The organism is Xanthomonas hortorum pv. pelargonii, from assembly GCF_024499015.1.
In the GTDB taxonomy this organism is placed as follows: domain Bacteria; phylum Pseudomonadota; class Gammaproteobacteria; order Xanthomonadales; family Xanthomonadaceae; genus Xanthomonas; species Xanthomonas hortorum_B.
Window position 1 is genome coordinate 4,004,237 of record NZ_CP098604.1, and the last position, 14,546, is coordinate 4,018,782.

11 protein-coding genes are annotated in these 14,546 nt (G+C 65.6%); 2 read left to right on the forward strand and 9 right to left on the reverse strand.

The annotated features are described in order from the left end of the window. Positions 1 to 142: 142 nt before the first annotated feature. From NDY25_RS17265 to pqqA, 8 genes are all read right to left on the reverse strand, one after another. Positions 143 to 2,779, reverse strand: a complete 2,637-nt coding sequence (locus NDY25_RS17265) for a TonB-dependent receptor (protein ID WP_168958147.1) — start codon at positions 2,777 to 2,779, stop codon at positions 143 to 145. Between the two features lie 108 nt (positions 2,780 to 2,887). After that, positions 2,888 to 3,922 (reverse strand): glucokinase family protein, encoded by a 1,035-nt coding sequence (locus NDY25_RS17270; protein WP_168958148.1) that lies wholly within the window; start codon positions 3,920 to 3,922, stop codon positions 2,888 to 2,890. A gap of 277 nt (positions 3,923 to 4,199) precedes the next feature. Continuing rightward, on the reverse strand, positions 4,200 to 4,712 hold the full coding sequence (locus tag NDY25_RS17275) for a hypothetical protein (protein ID WP_168958149.1): 513 nt from the start codon (positions 4,710 to 4,712) through the stop codon (positions 4,200 to 4,202). A 172-nt stretch (positions 4,713 to 4,884) separates the two neighbouring features. Further along, positions 4,885 to 6,009: a pyrroloquinoline quinone biosynthesis protein PqqE gene (gene pqqE, locus NDY25_RS17280; RefSeq protein WP_218974009.1), complete on the reverse strand. Its 1,125-nt coding sequence runs from the start codon at positions 6,007 to 6,009 to the stop codon at positions 4,885 to 4,887. After that, positions 6,006 to 6,284, reverse strand: coding sequence for a pyrroloquinoline quinone biosynthesis peptide chaperone PqqD (pqqD, locus tag NDY25_RS17285; RefSeq protein ID WP_233366467.1), 279 nt, complete (start codon positions 6,282 to 6,284; stop codon positions 6,006 to 6,008). Before pqqD ends, pqqE begins: the two co-directional genes overlap by 4 nt. After that, on the reverse strand, positions 6,281 to 7,033 hold the full coding sequence (gene pqqC, locus NDY25_RS17290) for a pyrroloquinoline-quinone synthase PqqC (RefSeq protein WP_168958151.1): 753 nt from the start codon (positions 7,031 to 7,033) through the stop codon (positions 6,281 to 6,283). Before pqqC ends, pqqD begins: the two co-directional genes overlap by 4 nt. Then, entirely contained in the window at positions 7,030 to 7,929 is a 900-nt protein-coding gene (gene pqqB, locus NDY25_RS17295) for a pyrroloquinoline quinone biosynthesis protein PqqB (RefSeq protein WP_168958152.1), read from the reverse strand. The genes pqqC and pqqB overlap by 4 nt, the downstream gene beginning before the upstream one ends. 67 nt (positions 7,930 to 7,996) lie before the next feature. Beyond that, the gene (gene pqqA / locus NDY25_RS17300; protein ID WP_002812057.1) at positions 7,997 to 8,077 is read right to left on the reverse strand and encodes a pyrroloquinoline quinone precursor peptide PqqA; all 81 of its coding nucleotides are present in this window, start codon (positions 8,075 to 8,077) and stop codon (positions 7,997 to 7,999) included. 290 nt (positions 8,078 to 8,367) lie between these two features. Here pqqA and NDY25_RS17305 point away from each other — a divergent pair, with 290 nt between their 5' ends. Both NDY25_RS17305 and NDY25_RS17310 read left to right on the forward strand, forming a co-directional pair. Further along, complete coding sequence (locus tag NDY25_RS17305) at positions 8,368 to 10,554, forward strand: RelA/SpoT family protein (protein ID WP_168958153.1); 2,187 nt, start codon at positions 8,368 to 8,370, stop codon at positions 10,552 to 10,554. Between the two features lie 204 nt (positions 10,555 to 10,758). Beyond that, positions 10,759 to 12,273 (forward strand): hypothetical protein, encoded by a 1,515-nt coding sequence (locus NDY25_RS17310; RefSeq protein WP_168958154.1) that lies wholly within the window; start codon positions 10,759 to 10,761, stop codon positions 12,271 to 12,273. A gap of 149 nt (positions 12,274 to 12,422) precedes the next feature. Here NDY25_RS17310 and NDY25_RS17315 read toward each other — a convergent pair whose 3' ends face one another. Beyond that, positions 12,423 to 14,525 (reverse strand): glycosyltransferase, encoded by a 2,103-nt coding sequence (locus tag NDY25_RS17315; RefSeq protein ID WP_168958155.1) that lies wholly within the window; start codon positions 14,523 to 14,525, stop codon positions 12,423 to 12,425. Positions 14,526 to 14,546 lie beyond the last annotated feature (21 nt).

Genomic DNA, 14,546 nt, shown 5'->3' on the forward strand with positions numbered 1-14,546 from the left:
ATGCAGCCACATGACGCCTCTAAAACCTGCTGAGCGCTTGTCAGACAGGAGCGGGCGGCATACCTGGAGCACGCCGCGTGGGTAGGCTCCATGCCGCCTGGGCGCAGCTTGCCGACGCTGCGCCCGGGCTTTGGTCATGCCGTCAAAACTTCACATGCAGGCTCGCCATATAGCGGCGCCCGCTCTTGTAGCGGCCAGCCAGGTGTTGCTTGTCGCCGAGATACTGCAGGTACTCCTCGTCCAACAGGTTCTGCGCATCGATTTGCAGCGACCAGTTCGGGCTGAACGCATAGCCGACACTCGCGCCGAGCTCGGCGTAGTCATCCACGCTCGCCGGTGCCGCGCCGGCCACGTAACCGCCGGCCAGGTAGCTATCGCGCCAGTTGTAGGTCAGCCGTGCATTGAGCGGGCCTTTCTCGTAGTACGGGCTGAAGGCAACGCTGTTGCGCGACTGGTAAGGCAGCGCATCGCCGGTGTTGTTTTCGCCATTGGCGTAGGTGTAGTTGGCGGTCAGGCCAAAGCCGCTGTCGCCAAACGGTTGCTGGAACGCGATATTGAATCCCTTGACCTTGCCGTCGCCGGCATTGCGTGGCCGCTGGATGCTGTAATCGCAATAGCCATCTGCGCTGCAGCCATTGCTGCCGACCAACTGCGCCCAGCTCTGCGGTGCGGTGTCGCGCAGCGCGTTGTATTGGCGCTCCACGCTTGCGCTGGTGTCGATGTAGTTGTCGATCTTCTTGTAGAACACCGACCATGCCACCACCGACTGCTGTGCGAAGTAGTACTCGGCCGATAGATTGAAGTTCCACGATTCGTACGGCGACAGCTCCGCATTGCCGCCGCTGCCGGTCAGCGTGGTGTCGTTGAGGAAGGTGTTGTTGACCATCTGGTTGTACGGTGCCCAGGCGATCACCTTGGCCGCAGCGAAGCGAAACACCCAGTCGTCTGCAGCCTCGTAGGCCAGCGTGAGCGAAGGCAGCAGGAAGTCTTCCTTGCGCGTGCGGGTCTGCCACAGGCTGTCGGCATTCAGCAGTGAAGGCGTACCGCTGTAGACAAAGCCGCTGCCTTCGGTCTTGGAATCCACATAGCGCAGCCCGAGGTTGCCGCGCAGACCGGCGCCGGAGAAATTCAGCTGCGCGTACGCCGCGTTATTGCTCTGCTGCAGCGCCCAGGTGTTGTTGAGATAACTGGATGGGTCCGGCGCGCCGTAGTCGACCGGGCTATTGCGGATCCAGTTCAGCACATTGTTGCGACCTGCCTGCACATGCTGGCCATGATCGGGATAGAAGTCCTGCAGATCGGTCAGCCCGATCGTGCCCAAATCGGCCAGCGTGCCCGGCGTGACGCCGCCATAGACATTGAGCTCGAAGCGTTCCTCGTGCTTGCCGTGGCGCACGCCCAGCAGCAACTGATTGAACACGCTGTCGAACTGCAGATCGAGATCCAATTGACCATAGGTGTCCTTGCTTTCGGTCGAAAAGATGCCGTTGTTGCCGAACCAGCCACCCGCCGATCCCCAGTTGGCCGGGTCGCGCGCGCGCGCCGGATCGTCGAAGCGAATGCCACGCCGCGTATCCCAACTAAAGCCGCCGTTGTAGAACGGCTCGATGAAGTATTGCGAGAGATCCTTGTTCTCCGACTTGCTCTGGCCGAGCTGCCCGTTCAAGCCCCAACCGTCGCCGCGAAACGCACCGCGCAGGTCCAGGCCTTTGGTAGTCACTGCCGATTCGCGCACGTTATTGTCGTAGATCACTGTGCCGCCGAGCGGGTCGGCATTGGCGCTGGAATGCCCGCTGGTCACCACACCATTGCGCAGCCCGCCGAGCTGGTCCACTGCCGCCACCGTGCCGGGATTCCAGGTCAAAAAGCTGTACATCGACTGGTTGTAGTTGTCGAAGTTCTCGTTGATGTACAGGCCGCTGAGGTTGAACTCCAGCGCCTCGCTGGGCTTGAGTTGCAGGTTGACCACCGCGCTGTCGCGTTCGCGATCCTGATGAAACCAGGCCGCATTGATCGAATTGGGCACGTCCGCTTCGGCAGGGACGCTGCCGGCCGCATTGGCGAAGCTGCCGGCCGGCGCGTAGCCGAACACTTCCATGCCGCGGCGGTCGACGCGTTCTTCGTAATGCTGCGCCGACACCGCGATGCCGAAGGTGTCGGCGGCGTTTTTCCAGCTGTAGAGCAGTGCCGCATTCGGTTTGCCCTGGCTGGCTTGCGCGCTGTAGCTGTAGCCGATGGAGGCGGCGACCTCGTTGACCTCCAGATCGAGCGGTTGCCGTGTGTGCATCAACACGGTGCCGCCCAGGCTGCCTTCGGTCAGACGCGCTTCGGAGGATTTGAGAATTTCCACACGCCCCAGGATCTGCGGTGCCAGCAAGGTGTAATCGAAACCGCGGCTGGGCTGCTCGCCGTACAACCAGATCGCCTGCGCCACCGGATGCCCGTCCAGGAACGACAGATTGAGGCTGGGGTCGGTACCGTCGATGCTGACCCGTTCGCCCTGGCCAAAGCGGCGGTCCAGGGTCACGCCGGGAATCTGCGACAGCGCTTCGGCCACATTGGTGCTGGGAAACTTGCCGATGTCTTCGGCGGTGATCGCTTCGGAAATACCGGTGTTATTGCGTTTGGTGTCGAGCGATTTTTCCAGGCTCGCGCGGATGCCGACGACTTGCACGGCGTCCAGGTCGGTGGCTTGCGGGTCACCGTTGTCCTGGGCTTGCGCCGCGAATGCCAGCGACAATGCGATCGCGCTGGACAGCAGGGTGGTGCTGTATTTCATGATGTCTCTCCTCATCACGCACAGGGATGGACGGCGAGCGACAGCTCGCCGGATGCGGGTCTTGATGTCGCGCGTTCTGCGGGGTACACAAAACGCGTGGTGGATCGCTTACGACACGTGGACGTGTTGTTGCAGATACCAGTTGGCCGCGCCGAGCACGCCCAGCTGCCCGTGCTCGACCAGCTTGACCGGGATGCGCTCGAGCAGCGCACGCATGTTTCCCTTGGCTAAAAAACGTTCGCGAAAAGTGCTGTTGGCCAGAAACTGCCCGATCGTCGGCAGGATCCCGCCGGCCAGATAGATGCCGCCGGCAGCGCCGTAGGCCAGTGCCATATCGCCGACCGCGCTGCCCAGCAATGCGCAAAAGCTGTGCAGGCAGTCGAGTGCCACCGCATCGTCTTCGTGCAGCGCTGCATGCGTGATCGCGGCAGGCAGGCGATGGCGTGGCGGCACCGCGTGCAGTTCGCACACGGCGTTGTAGAGATTGAGCAGGCCGGGGCCGGACAACACATGCTCAAGGGGCAGATAGGGCTGGCCGCGCAGCAGAATCCGCAGCAGTTGCAGCTCCCTGTCGTCGGTGCTGGCCAACGCGACCTGGCCGGCCTCGGTGGCGAGCACGATCGGGCGAGGCTTGGCATCGATCCACACTGCGGCGCCAAGCCCGGTGCCGGGACCCACCACCAGGATCGGACCGGTGGCGCGCGCATGCCGTGGTGTCGGCCCGCTGAGCTGCAGCACGGCGCGTTGTTGCATCTGTGGCGCGGCGTAGGCAACCGCTTCGAAATCGTTGACCAGATGCACGCTGCGCACTGCAAGCGCGTGACGTATCTGGCTGGGCGAAATCGTCCACGGCAAGTTGTTGCTGATGAAGCTGCCATCGTCCAGTGCGACACCGGCACTGGCGATCACCACCGCATCGACACTGCGCACCTGCTGCAAAAAGTCGCCGAGGATCGCCTCCAGACTGGCGTGCTCGATGCCGCGGTACGTGCGGTAGTGCGACAGCTCGATCACTGCGTTGCTCGCATACGCCACGTGGCCGACACGCACATGCGTGCCACCGACATCGGCAGCGATGAAGCCGGTGGCCACGGGGCAGGCGGGCAAGACAGAAGCGTGAGCAGAACGCGAGGTCGCAGCCACATTCAATCCTCAAGGGTTCGCCGAGCGTCCGATGCCGTCAGCGAGTACGGGCCTGTGTAGGAGTTGGTGACAACGATGTCAATGGATCAGTCGGGTTGGATCGATCTTGTTGGCGCACTCAAGCGCTAAACAGGCGGTTTTGGACGTGTCTGTGCGGACTTCAATGCGCAAACAGGACAGGCGCTCTCCAGCGTGGGTAACGCCTGTTTGTCGGTGGACTGTGTTTGTAGCCGCAAGCCTGTTTGGACAAGGCGGCGTAGTCGTCAGTCAGCCGCGCTTACTTGACCCGACGCACCTTGGCAGGCGTGTTGCAGCCCTCGATCTGCAGATACCACACGCCGACCAGGCCGGGCTTGATCTTGACCTTGGGCGCATCCTTGCGAACGCCGGCCAAGCTGGCGGCGTCGGTCTGCTCCCAGTCCTGACCATTGGCCAGCGTGTACACGCGACCCTTGGAGAAGCCCTTGAACTCGCCAACGATCGTGCTTTCGATCGGCTCCTTGCTGCCGAAATCGAAGAAGCCGCGGTTCTTGACGATCACTTCCTGGCGGCCGGCTTCCTTGGCTTGTTCGACCACCACGGCCGCTTCCTTGGCGACCTTGCCTTGCAGCCAGTCGTTGAGCGCGGCCAACTCGCTGGCATTGAGCTTGTCCAGGCCGGCTGCCTTGAACTGCTCTGCGCTCATCTGCGACTGCAGATCGCCTTGCACGGCGCGCTGCGCCAGGGCCGGGAGAGCGGTCAACGCGAAGGTCAGGCAGACCAGCAGGGGAATGCGGCGCGCGAGCGACATGGAGGCGATCCGGAAGACGAAGAGGCCGCTAGTGTAGACGCTGGAGCGCATCGTGCAGCTTGGCCTACGGCGCGCGCTGCGTGGTGTTCGCCTCCACAAGCTCCAGGCCTTTTCACGCCGCATGGAGAGGTGGCGGGCAGATGCGCAGAAAGGCCCAAGCTGCTGCTGTGAATTATTCCTCGTCTACCGTCGCTACGGTCGCGCGCGCAGCACGCTCGGGACGGCGGTAGACGAATTCCGGTGCGGGCGCGGCGGCCTCGCGTTCGGCGGTGGCGCGCACGTCGGCGTGCACCGGCGAGCGTTCGCACACGGGGTCCAGCGTGGCCGCATCGCCGGCGAGCGCCAGGGCCTGGCAGCGGCAGCCGCCCCAGTCGATCTCGCGCTTGGGGCAGCCCTGGCAGACCTCGGGCATCCACGCCGTGCCGCGGAAGCGCACGAACGCCTCGCCGTTGTTCCAGATGTCGGCCAGCGAGCGCTCGCGCAGATTGTCGAAGCGCATGCCATCGATGGTTTCGGCCGCGTGGCAGGGCAGCACATCGCCACGCGGGGAAATATTGACGAAGCGCTGGCCCCAGCCGCCCATGCAGGGTTTGGGCTGGCGGGCGTAGTAATCGGGGGTGACGAAGTCGATCGCCAGGCGGTCGCCGAGCTCACGGCGCGCGGTTTCCACCGCGGTAATCGTTGCCATCAGTTGCTCACGACTGGGCATCAGCGCGGCGCGATTGCGCAGGCCCCAACCGTAATACTGGGTGTGCGCCACTTCGATGCGCTCGGCCTGCCATTCCAGCGCCAGCGCAATCATGCCCGGCACGCGCTCGGCGTTATGACGGTGCAGTACCGCGTTGAGCGTCAGCGGCAGGCCACGCGCACGCACGGCGGCAGCGAACTCGCGCTTTTTCGACAGACTGTTGCGATAGCCGGCGATGCGATCGGCACCGGCCGGGTCGACGTCCTGCACGCTCAGTTGCACGTGTTCCAGTCCGGCCGCCTGCAGCTGATCCAGCATCGGCTCGCCGCCGGCCACCCCGGAAGTGATCAGATTGCTGTACAGCCCGAGCGCGCGCGCATGCGCCACCAGCTCGGGCAGGTCCTTGCGCAGCATCGGTTCGCCACCGGAAAAATGCGCCTGCAGCACGCCCATGTCGGCGGCCTGCTGCAGCAACGAGCGCCAGCCGGCGGTGTCCATTTCTTCGCGCAGCGCTGCCAGTGCGATCGGGTTGGAGCAATACGGGCACGCCAACGGGCAGCGATGGGTCAGCTCCAACAACACGGACAGTGGCGGCGGGGCGATGCTCATAGCCGCAGCAGACGCTTCTGATGCAGGGTGTTGGTGAGTTCGATCACATCGACCTCGATCTCGGCTGCGTCCGCATCGAATTCGGCCGCCAATTCCTGCGCGATCTGCGCCAGCGAACGCGCGCCGTCGTAACGCTGCGCCACTACCAGCGCGATCTCGTCCAGCTCGACCACGCGTTCGGGCGCCAGCAGCACCCACTGGTCGCGTGCGCGGTCGTGCTGCAAGCGCACGCCCGCGCGCAGGGCTGGCTGGCTGTCGCGGGTGATGCTGCTCACGCAGCGGCCCGGCTGGCGTCGCGCTCGGGCACGAACGCATCCGGCCACACGATGCCCGGGGTGACGTAGGCCACGTGCAAGGCATCCAGTTGCGCCCACAACACCGAGCACTTGAAATGCAGCGCGGCCTTGACCAGCTCCTGTTTCTCGACGGTATCGGCGTGCTGCTTGACGTAGTCGAGTGCGAAATCCGAATCGCGCGGCGCCTCGGTCAGGCGATGCTCGAAGTAGGCCAGCGCCTCGGGCGAGACGAAGTCGTAATGCTTGAGCATGCCGGCCACGCGCCGGCCGATGATGTTGGGGGCGAATAGCTCGGTCAGCGAGGAGGCGATCGCTTCGAGCAGGCTTTTTTCGCGCACGAACTGCAGGTAGGCCTGCACGGCGAAACGCGTGCCGGGGAGCAGTGCGCGCCCGGACTCGACCAGGCCACGCTCCAGGCCCAGCGCATCGGTCAGATGCAGCCAACGGGCGATGCCGCCATCGCTGGGGCTGTTGCCGTCGTGATCGAGAATGCGTTGACGCCAGATCCGCCGCAGCGCCGGGTCTTCCATGCGCGCCAGAATCGCGGCGTCTTTCAATGGAATGCAGCGCTGGTACTCGAAGCGATTCAAGGCCCAGGCCTGGACCTGGCCGCGATTCAGCTTGCCGTCGTGCAGCAGCGCGTGGAACGGGTGCTGGTCGTGGTACAGACGGGCGCCGATGGCGCGCAGGTCCGCTTCCAGCTGGTCGGGGGTGAGCAGGGCGGTCACAGGGTGATCTCCAGGCCGTCGTGCGCGACCTCCCAGCCGCTGGCACGCGCGCTGGCGTACTCCGGCGAGCGGGTGTCGAGCACGGGATTGGTGGTGTTGAGATGGATGAAGATCTTGCGTGCCACCTCCAGCGGTGCGAAGGCGGCGATGGTGCCGTCGGCGCCATCGATGCTCATGTGTCCCATGCGCTGACCGGTTTTCTGGCTGATGCCCAGTTGCACCATCTCGTCGTCGCGCCACAGCGTGCCGTCGAAGAACACCAGTTCGGCGCCTTGCAGGCGTGCGCGTAACGCATCGGTCATCGCTGCGCAGCCGGGAATGTAATGCACGCGGTGCTGGCCATCGTCGATGGTGAGCCCGAGGGTTTCTTCGTTGGAGCCGGCCAGATCGCCGCCGCTGCGCGATTCCATGAACAGCGGTACTTTGCCGGGTACCGAGAATGGCGTGAGCTGCAAGCCCAGCAGCGACAACGGCGTGTCGAGCGCAAACGGCTGGCGCTGCACATACTGCGGATTGACCGCGTCGAAAATGGGGTTTTGCGAGAGCAGATCCAGCACACGACTGCTGGCATGCAGCGAGAAGGCCTGACTTTCGCGCATCGACAACAGCCCGGCGATATGGTCGATCTCGCCGCTGGTCAGCAGCACCGCTTCGATCGGCGAATGGCGCAGACCGTGCTGCGGCCAAAGCGCAGGCGTTGCGAGAATTTGTTGACGGAAATCGGGTGAGGGGTTGATCAGTACCCAGCGTTGGCCATCGGCGCTGACGGCGATGCTGGCCTGGGTACGACGTTGGGCACCGTCTGCTTGTTGCCACGCCCGTTGACTCGCGGGTGTGTGGCAATTCCACTGCGGGTGCCCACCGCCGGCCGCCGATCCCAAAACGATGATGCGCATGGAGAACTGTTACCTATCTGCCGGCAGCAAGCCGGTCATGCATCAAGAGGAAGGGCGGCAGGTGAGCTCAGAATTCGCCGGAGACGTAGCAGTTGATCTCGGCGCCACAATTGACTTCACGAACGACAGGCTTCTTCCAGGTCTTCATCGGCTACCTCGCAGTTGGTTGGAATGACGTTGCCGCAGCACTGAGCAGCGACGACGCCAACGGAGCATAGGCAGCCGGTTTGGGCGAATTGTAAAGAGCATGTAAAAAGTCGCCGATCAGGCTGATTTCCTATGCGCAACAGCATCGGATTCCGCACAGAGCGGTTGCGAATCAAGGCGTTGGCGGGTGAACCGGGCATAAGCGCGAAGGTGTCGGATTTCCTTGGCTGCGCTGCGATTGCGCGTTGTGGAGAAGGTGACGCGCACGTTACCGTAGCTGTCAGACCACTGTTGTTGCCCACGCCCGTGTCCACCGTTGTGACCAGTTCCTCATCTGACCGCCTGCATGCCGTGCTGCAGCGTCCTGCCATCGCGTCGATCGCGCCCGCCTTGCGCGACGCATTGGCGCAGGCTTGGCAGAACGTGCCGCCAGCGCAAGCCGATGCCGTGCCGTGGGCGCTGCTTGCCGACACGCTGGATGCGCTGGCGCTGCTGGCGGCCGATGAGGCCACCTTGATTGCCGCATTGCTGTTCGATCTGCCCGCATTGCGCGGCGTGGTCGCGAGCCTGCCATGGCAACCGGCCGAACGGCGTGTGGTGGTCGAAGGTTTGCTCGACGGGCTGGATGCGGCCGATCAGGTCTGGGCGCTGCATGCCGGGCGCGAGGCCGGGCGCAACAGCGAAGGCTTGCGGCGGCTGCTGCTGTCCATCATCCACGACCTGCGGGTGGTGCCGATCCTGCTGGCGCGGCAGCTGGCGCGCATGCGCGTGGCCGACCGCCAGAGCGAAGAACAACGCCGCGCGCTTGCCCAGCTCACCCGCGACATCCACGCCCCGCTGGCCAACCGGCTGGGCATCTGGCAGGTGAAGTGGGAGCTGGAAGACCTGGCGTTCCGGCATCTTGAGCCTGAGACCTACCGCCGCATCGCCCGCGAGGTGGACGAAACCCGCGTGGCGCGCGAGCGTTATCTCGAGACGGTCAAGCGCACCTTGTCGACGACGCTCGCCCAGCAGGGCCTGCGTGCGGAAGTGAGCGGGCGGCCCAAACACATCTACAGCATCTGGCGGAAGATGCAGAAAAAGCGCCTGTCGTTCGACCAGCTATACGACATCCGCGCGGTGCGGGTGATGGTCGACGACGTGGCCGCCTGTTACGCCGCGCTGGGTGCGGTGCACTCGCTGTGGGCGCCGGTGCCCAGCGAGTTCGACGACTATATCGCCCGGCCCAAGGCCAACGACTATCGCTCGCTGCACACGGCAGTGCTCGGCCCGGAAGGGCGCACGATCGAAATCCAGATCCGTACCCACGAGATGCACGCGCAGGCCGAACTCGGGGTTGCGGCGCACTGGAAGTACAAGGAAGGCGGCAAGGGCGCCGAGAAGGCGTTCGACCGCAAGATCCTGTGGATGCGCCAACTGCTGGAGCAGGTGCAGGAGGGCGATCACGGCGAACTGGCCGGCGCGCTGGATGCCGAGCTGATCGAAGACCGCGTGTATGCGCTGACGCCCAAGGGCGAGGTGATCGATCTGCCGCAAGGCGCCACGCCGCTGGATTTTGCGTACCACGTGCACACCATGGTCGGGCATCGCTGCCGCGGCGCGCGCGTCAACGATCGCATCGTGCCGCTGACCTACCGGCTGCGCAGCGGCGACCGGGTGGAGATCATGACCGCCAAGGAAGCCGACCCGCGCCGCGACTGGTTGCTGGCGTCCAACGGCTTTCTGGCCAGCGGGCGCTCGCGCGACAAGGTGCGTGCGTGGTTCCACAAGCTCGACCGCGCGCGCAACGTGCACGCGGGCAAGGAGTTGCTGGATCGCGAGCTCAAGCGCCTGGGCCTGCAGCACTCCGATCTGAGTGTGGCCACGCGCAAATTCCACGCCGAAAACATCGACGATCTGTATATCCAGGTGGCGCTGGGCGATACCGGGCCCAACCAGGTCAGCCGTGCGTTGCTGGAAGCCGAGCGAGCGGCCTCGCAACCTGCCGTACCGGCGCCGCCACGGCCCACCGCACGGCGCGAGGGCTTGGGTAAATCCAAGTTCACCGTGCAGGGCGTGGGCAATCTGCTGGTGCAGCTGGCGCGCTGCTGCCAGCCGGTGGCGGGCGAGCCAATCGCCGGCTATCTCACACGCGGCCGCGGCATCACCGTGCATCGCACCGATTGCGCGGCGCTGTCGCGTCTGGCTGCCGCGCATCCGCAGCGCGTGCTGCCGGTGGAGTGGGGCCAGGCCGGCAGCGGCTATGAGGTGGATGTGCAGGTGCGCGCGGTCGACCGCCGCTGGCTGCTCAAGGACATCACCAACCTGATCGCGCAGGAAGACGCGCATGTGCTGGAGATCAACAGCGACAACGTGCGCGATACCGGCCGCGCGCAACTGCGTTTGCGTTTGAAGGTCAGCGATTACGACCAGCTGTCCGGCTTGCTTGGCAAGCTGGATGCCTTGCCCGGGGTAAGCGAGGTGCGGCGACTCGGCTGAGCGCCGCACACCTCGCCAGCGCCAATCGATTTGAAACAGGCGGCACATACAGCGAGCAAGGTGTGCTTGCCTGACGAATCCCGAATCCCGAATCCCGAATCCCGAATCCCGAATCCCGAAACGCACATCGTCTTCGCAGCGGCCGGCTACCATAGCAGCGTGAACGCGTCCCCGTCAGGTCGCGCCAAGGATGGACGCCACCGCATGCTCCCGCTTCCGCGCTGGGCCAGATCGCCCCGCCTCTGGGCGCCATTGCGTAGCCGTGCGCTATGGCGCGTGGCGTTGGTGCTGTGCTCATGCCTGCTGTTGACCACGATCGTATTGCGCAAGCCGCTGGCCGATTGGCTGTGGCCGGATACGCGTATCCAGCAGTTGCTGCAACGGGGCGATGCGGCCTTGTCGCGCGGCCAACTCAGTGCTGCCGATGGCAGCGGCGCGCGCGAACTGTTCGCTGCCGCGCTCGCCCTGGATAGCGACCGCAGCGAAGCCCGTGCCGGACTGGCGCGCACCGGTGCCGCCGCAGTGGTGCAGGCGCGTGCGGCAATCGCGGCCGGTGACGCCGCCGGAGCGCAACGCACACTGGCGCTGGCGACTGCGCTGGAAGTGCCGCAAGCGCAGATCGCGCCAGTCACGCTGCGCTTGCGCGCGCTGCAGGCACGGCGCGCCGGGTTGGATGCCTTGTTCGCGCAGGCCGTGGCCGCGCAGCGACAAGGACGCCTGGATGGCACGCCGGACAGCGCGCTGCCGTTGTACCAGCGCATCCTGACCCTGGCGCCGGACCGCACCGATGCCCTGGAAGGCCGCGAAGATGCCCTGACCGATCTGCTGGCACAGGCCCGCCACGCACTGGCGCGCGATGCGCTCGGCGATGCCGCGATGTTGCTGGCCGCCGCCAAGCGTTACGACGCCGGGCACGCGGATGTGCCGCTGACCGAAGGCCATTACCACCGCGTGCTGGAGCAGCGCCGTCAACGCGCAGAAGGCTTGTTGCGGCGTGGTCGCCTGGCGCCGGCCGCACGCGATTTCAACGCCGTGCTGGCGGCCGAGCCAGACGATGCTGCTGCGCGTCGCGGGCTCGATCAGGTCGCGAGCGAATACGCCGCGCAGGCCAGCCGGCAGGCGGCGGATTTCCACTTCGACGCTGCACTGCAATCGCTGCAGGAGGCGCGCGCCCTGGTGCCGGGCGCTGCATCGATCGCGCAGGCAGAACAGGCGATTGCACGCGCACGCGATGCGCAACGCAGTCCCGAAACCGGCTTGTCGCGTGGTGCACGCGAGCGCCGTCTGCGCGCGCTGCTGCAACGGGTGACAGCGGCCGAAGCGCAGCAGCAATGGATGACCCCGCCCGGCGCCAGTGCCTACGACGCGGTGCGTGCAGCGCAGGCGCTAGCCCCGCGCGATCCGCGCGTGTTGCAGGCCGCCGCACGTGTAGTGCCGGCGAGTCAGCGCTGTTTCGAGGACGAGTTGCGCAACAACCGCCTGCGTGCCGCGCGCGGTTGTCTGGATGCGTGGCAGGCATTGACGCCGAATGGCGAGGCGCTGATCGGTGCGCGCCGACGTCTGGCCCAGCGCTGGATTGCGGTGGGCAGCGAGCGCCTGGGGCAGGAAGATGCGGCGTTCGCGCGGCGCGCGCAGGACGAGGCACGCCAGCTGGATCCGGGGCTGCCGGAATTGGTCGAGTTCACGCGACGGGTCAAGGCAGTAGCTGAGCAGCGCTGAGGTGGCGGCCGCTTTTGACGGCGCTTCCTTGGCCCCGATGCCTGAACGGCGCGCAGGGAATGGCGGCTCTGGCCCCCAACTCCCGCTACGTGCCCGGCCCAGGCTGGCAGTGCGGGTGTACTAAGGCACGCACGCCAGTGGCAGGCAACTCAACCCGCGATAAACAACGTACGCACCGTGTCACGCGCCGCATCCAACGAAAAATGCTGCGCCACGTTGCGCAAGCCGTTGTCGGCCAGGCGCTGCCACAGCGCTGCATCCTGATACAGGCGCACGATCGCAGCGGCGAAGGCGTCGGCGTTATCCGCTACGCATACGTCTTCGCCATCGCGCAGATGCATGCCTTCCACTGCGCAGGTGGTGCCGACCACTGGCTGCCCATGCGCCATGCTCAGATTGATCTTGCCCTTGACGCCGGCGCCGAAGCGCAACGGCGCCACCGCGATGCGTGCGGTGTCCATATACGGCACCAGATCGGGCACATGCCCGTGCAATTGCACGCCCGGGCACTCGTCGGCCAGTAGTTTCAGCGCCTCCGGCATGTCCGCGCCGATGCAGTGGAAGATTACGTCCGGCAACTGCGCACGCACCTGCGGGAAGATCGCGCTGATGAACCATTGCACCGCATCCACATTGGGCGGATGCCGGAAGCCGCCGACGAACACCAGGTCGCGACGTTGCGCGAAGGGATGACCGCTACCGGCCACTTCATGCAGATTGGAGAGTAGGGCGGTGCGGATCTGCGGTGCGTCCGCCTGCAGCTGCGCCTGTTCGGCTGCCGAGACCAGCAGCGTGACGTCGGTGGCGGCCATGATCTCCAGTTCGCGCAGGCGGGTGCGCTCTGCCGCGCGCAACAGGTTGGCATCGCCGGCCAGCTCGGCGCCGCGGCGTTCGCGCAGGTAATGCAGATCGACGGTGTCGAACAGGGTGCGCGCCTGCGGGGCGTATTGTTTGAGCAACGGCAGGCAGGCATGCGCAACGTGATGGCGTACCAGCAGCACCACCGCAAAGCGCGCGCCGTGCGTGCGTAGCCAGCTGCCGATGCCCTCCAGGAACGGCGCGTACCAGACTTCCACACCCAGTTGCTGCAGTGCCTGCGTATGTCGCCCGGCGTGTTCGCGGCGGGTGGGCACGAACACCACATGCGCGCCTTCTTCGCACAGCAGGCGGATCAGATTGAACTGCCGCAACGAGCCGGAATCGCGGTCCGGCTGCGGTACCGATTCGTCCAGGATCAGTACCTGACGTTGGCCGCGATGCAGCAGCGCAGGCGCAGGCACGGTGCCGACCGGCAACTGCATTGCCAGCGCCTGCTGCCATTTTTCGGCGAACACGGCTTGATTGCGGACCTGATACGCCTTTACCCCGGTGCGAGTGTCGGTGCCGTTGCTGGTGCCTTCGTCATGCACCACCACGCTAGCCGGCTGCACCAGCACCCGATACCCGGCCGCACGCACCGCAAACGCCAGATCGGTGTCTTCGTAGTACGCGGGCATGTAACGGCGATCCAGCCCGCCCAGGGTCTGCAGCAACGCGCGTGGCAGTGCGATTGCCGCGCCCGAGCAATAGTCCATCGCACGCACATACGCGTAGCGCGGATCGTCGGCCGATTCGAAGCGGCCGTAGCTCCAGGCGCTGCCATCGGCGAACACCACGCCGCCGGATTCCTGCAGGCGTCCGTCCGGATACACCAGTTGCGCGCCCACCAGGCCGGCGCTGGGATGCTGCGCGAACGTGTCGATCAGCCGATCCAGCCAGCCGGGTTGCGGAATGGTGTCGTTGTTGAGCAGCACCACGAAATCGCCACGCGCCAGCGCGATGCCGTCGTTGCACGCCGCAATGAAGCCGCCATTGCTGGCGCGGCGGTGGTAGTGCAGACCCTGCACCTGCTGCAGGTGTGCTTCGGTGGCATCGCTGCTGCCGTCGTCCACCACCACGATTTCCACATCCAGCTGCGGTGGATGCGCGGCCAGCGCGCGCAAACAGGCAAGCGTGTGTGCGATGTGGTTGTAGACCGGAATCACCAGCGTCACGCGCGGCGTGGCGCTATGCGGCACCGCAAACGCGGCAAATGGCGCGGGGTCCGGCAACCACAGCGGCGTGCCGAGCGCGACCGGCGGCGCCTGCGTGTGCACGCGAATGCGCTGCCAGGTGGCGCGCCAGCCGCGTGTGCGCATGCTCGCCACGCTGCGGTGGATCAGCCCAAGCACGCGATTGAACAGATAGCGCGCATCGGCCAGGGACATCGACATTGCGTTGAAACTCCAGCTTAA

What these genes read in the sequence shown, in the direction of transcription:
- NDY25_RS17265 (WP_168958147.1), bottom strand. Translation starts at nt 2,779, where the DNA reads ATGAAATACAGCACCACCCTGCTGTCCAGCGCGATCGCATTGTCGCTG.
- NDY25_RS17275 (WP_168958149.1), bottom strand. Translation starts at nt 4,712, where the DNA reads ATGTCGCTCGCGCGCCGCATTCCCCTGCTGGTCTGCCTGACCTTCGCG.
- pqqE (WP_218974009.1), bottom strand. Translation starts at nt 6,009, where the DNA reads ATGAGCATCGCCCCGCCGCCACTGTCCGTGTTGTTGGAGCTGACCCAT.
- pqqB (WP_168958152.1), bottom strand. Translation starts at nt 7,929, where the DNA reads ATGCGCATCATCGTTTTGGGATCGGCGGCCGGCGGTGGGCACCCGCAG.
- pqqA (WP_002812057.1), bottom strand. Translation starts at nt 8,077, where the DNA reads ATGAAGACCTGGAAGAAGCCTGTCGTTCGTGAAGTCAATTGTGGCGCC.
- NDY25_RS17310 (WP_168958154.1), top strand. Translation starts at nt 10,759, where the DNA reads ATGCTCCCGCTTCCGCGCTGGGCCAGATCGCCCCGCCTCTGGGCGCCA.
- NDY25_RS17315 (WP_168958155.1), bottom strand. Translation starts at nt 14,525, where the DNA reads ATGTCGATGTCCCTGGCCGATGCGCGCTATCTGTTCAATCGCGTGCTT.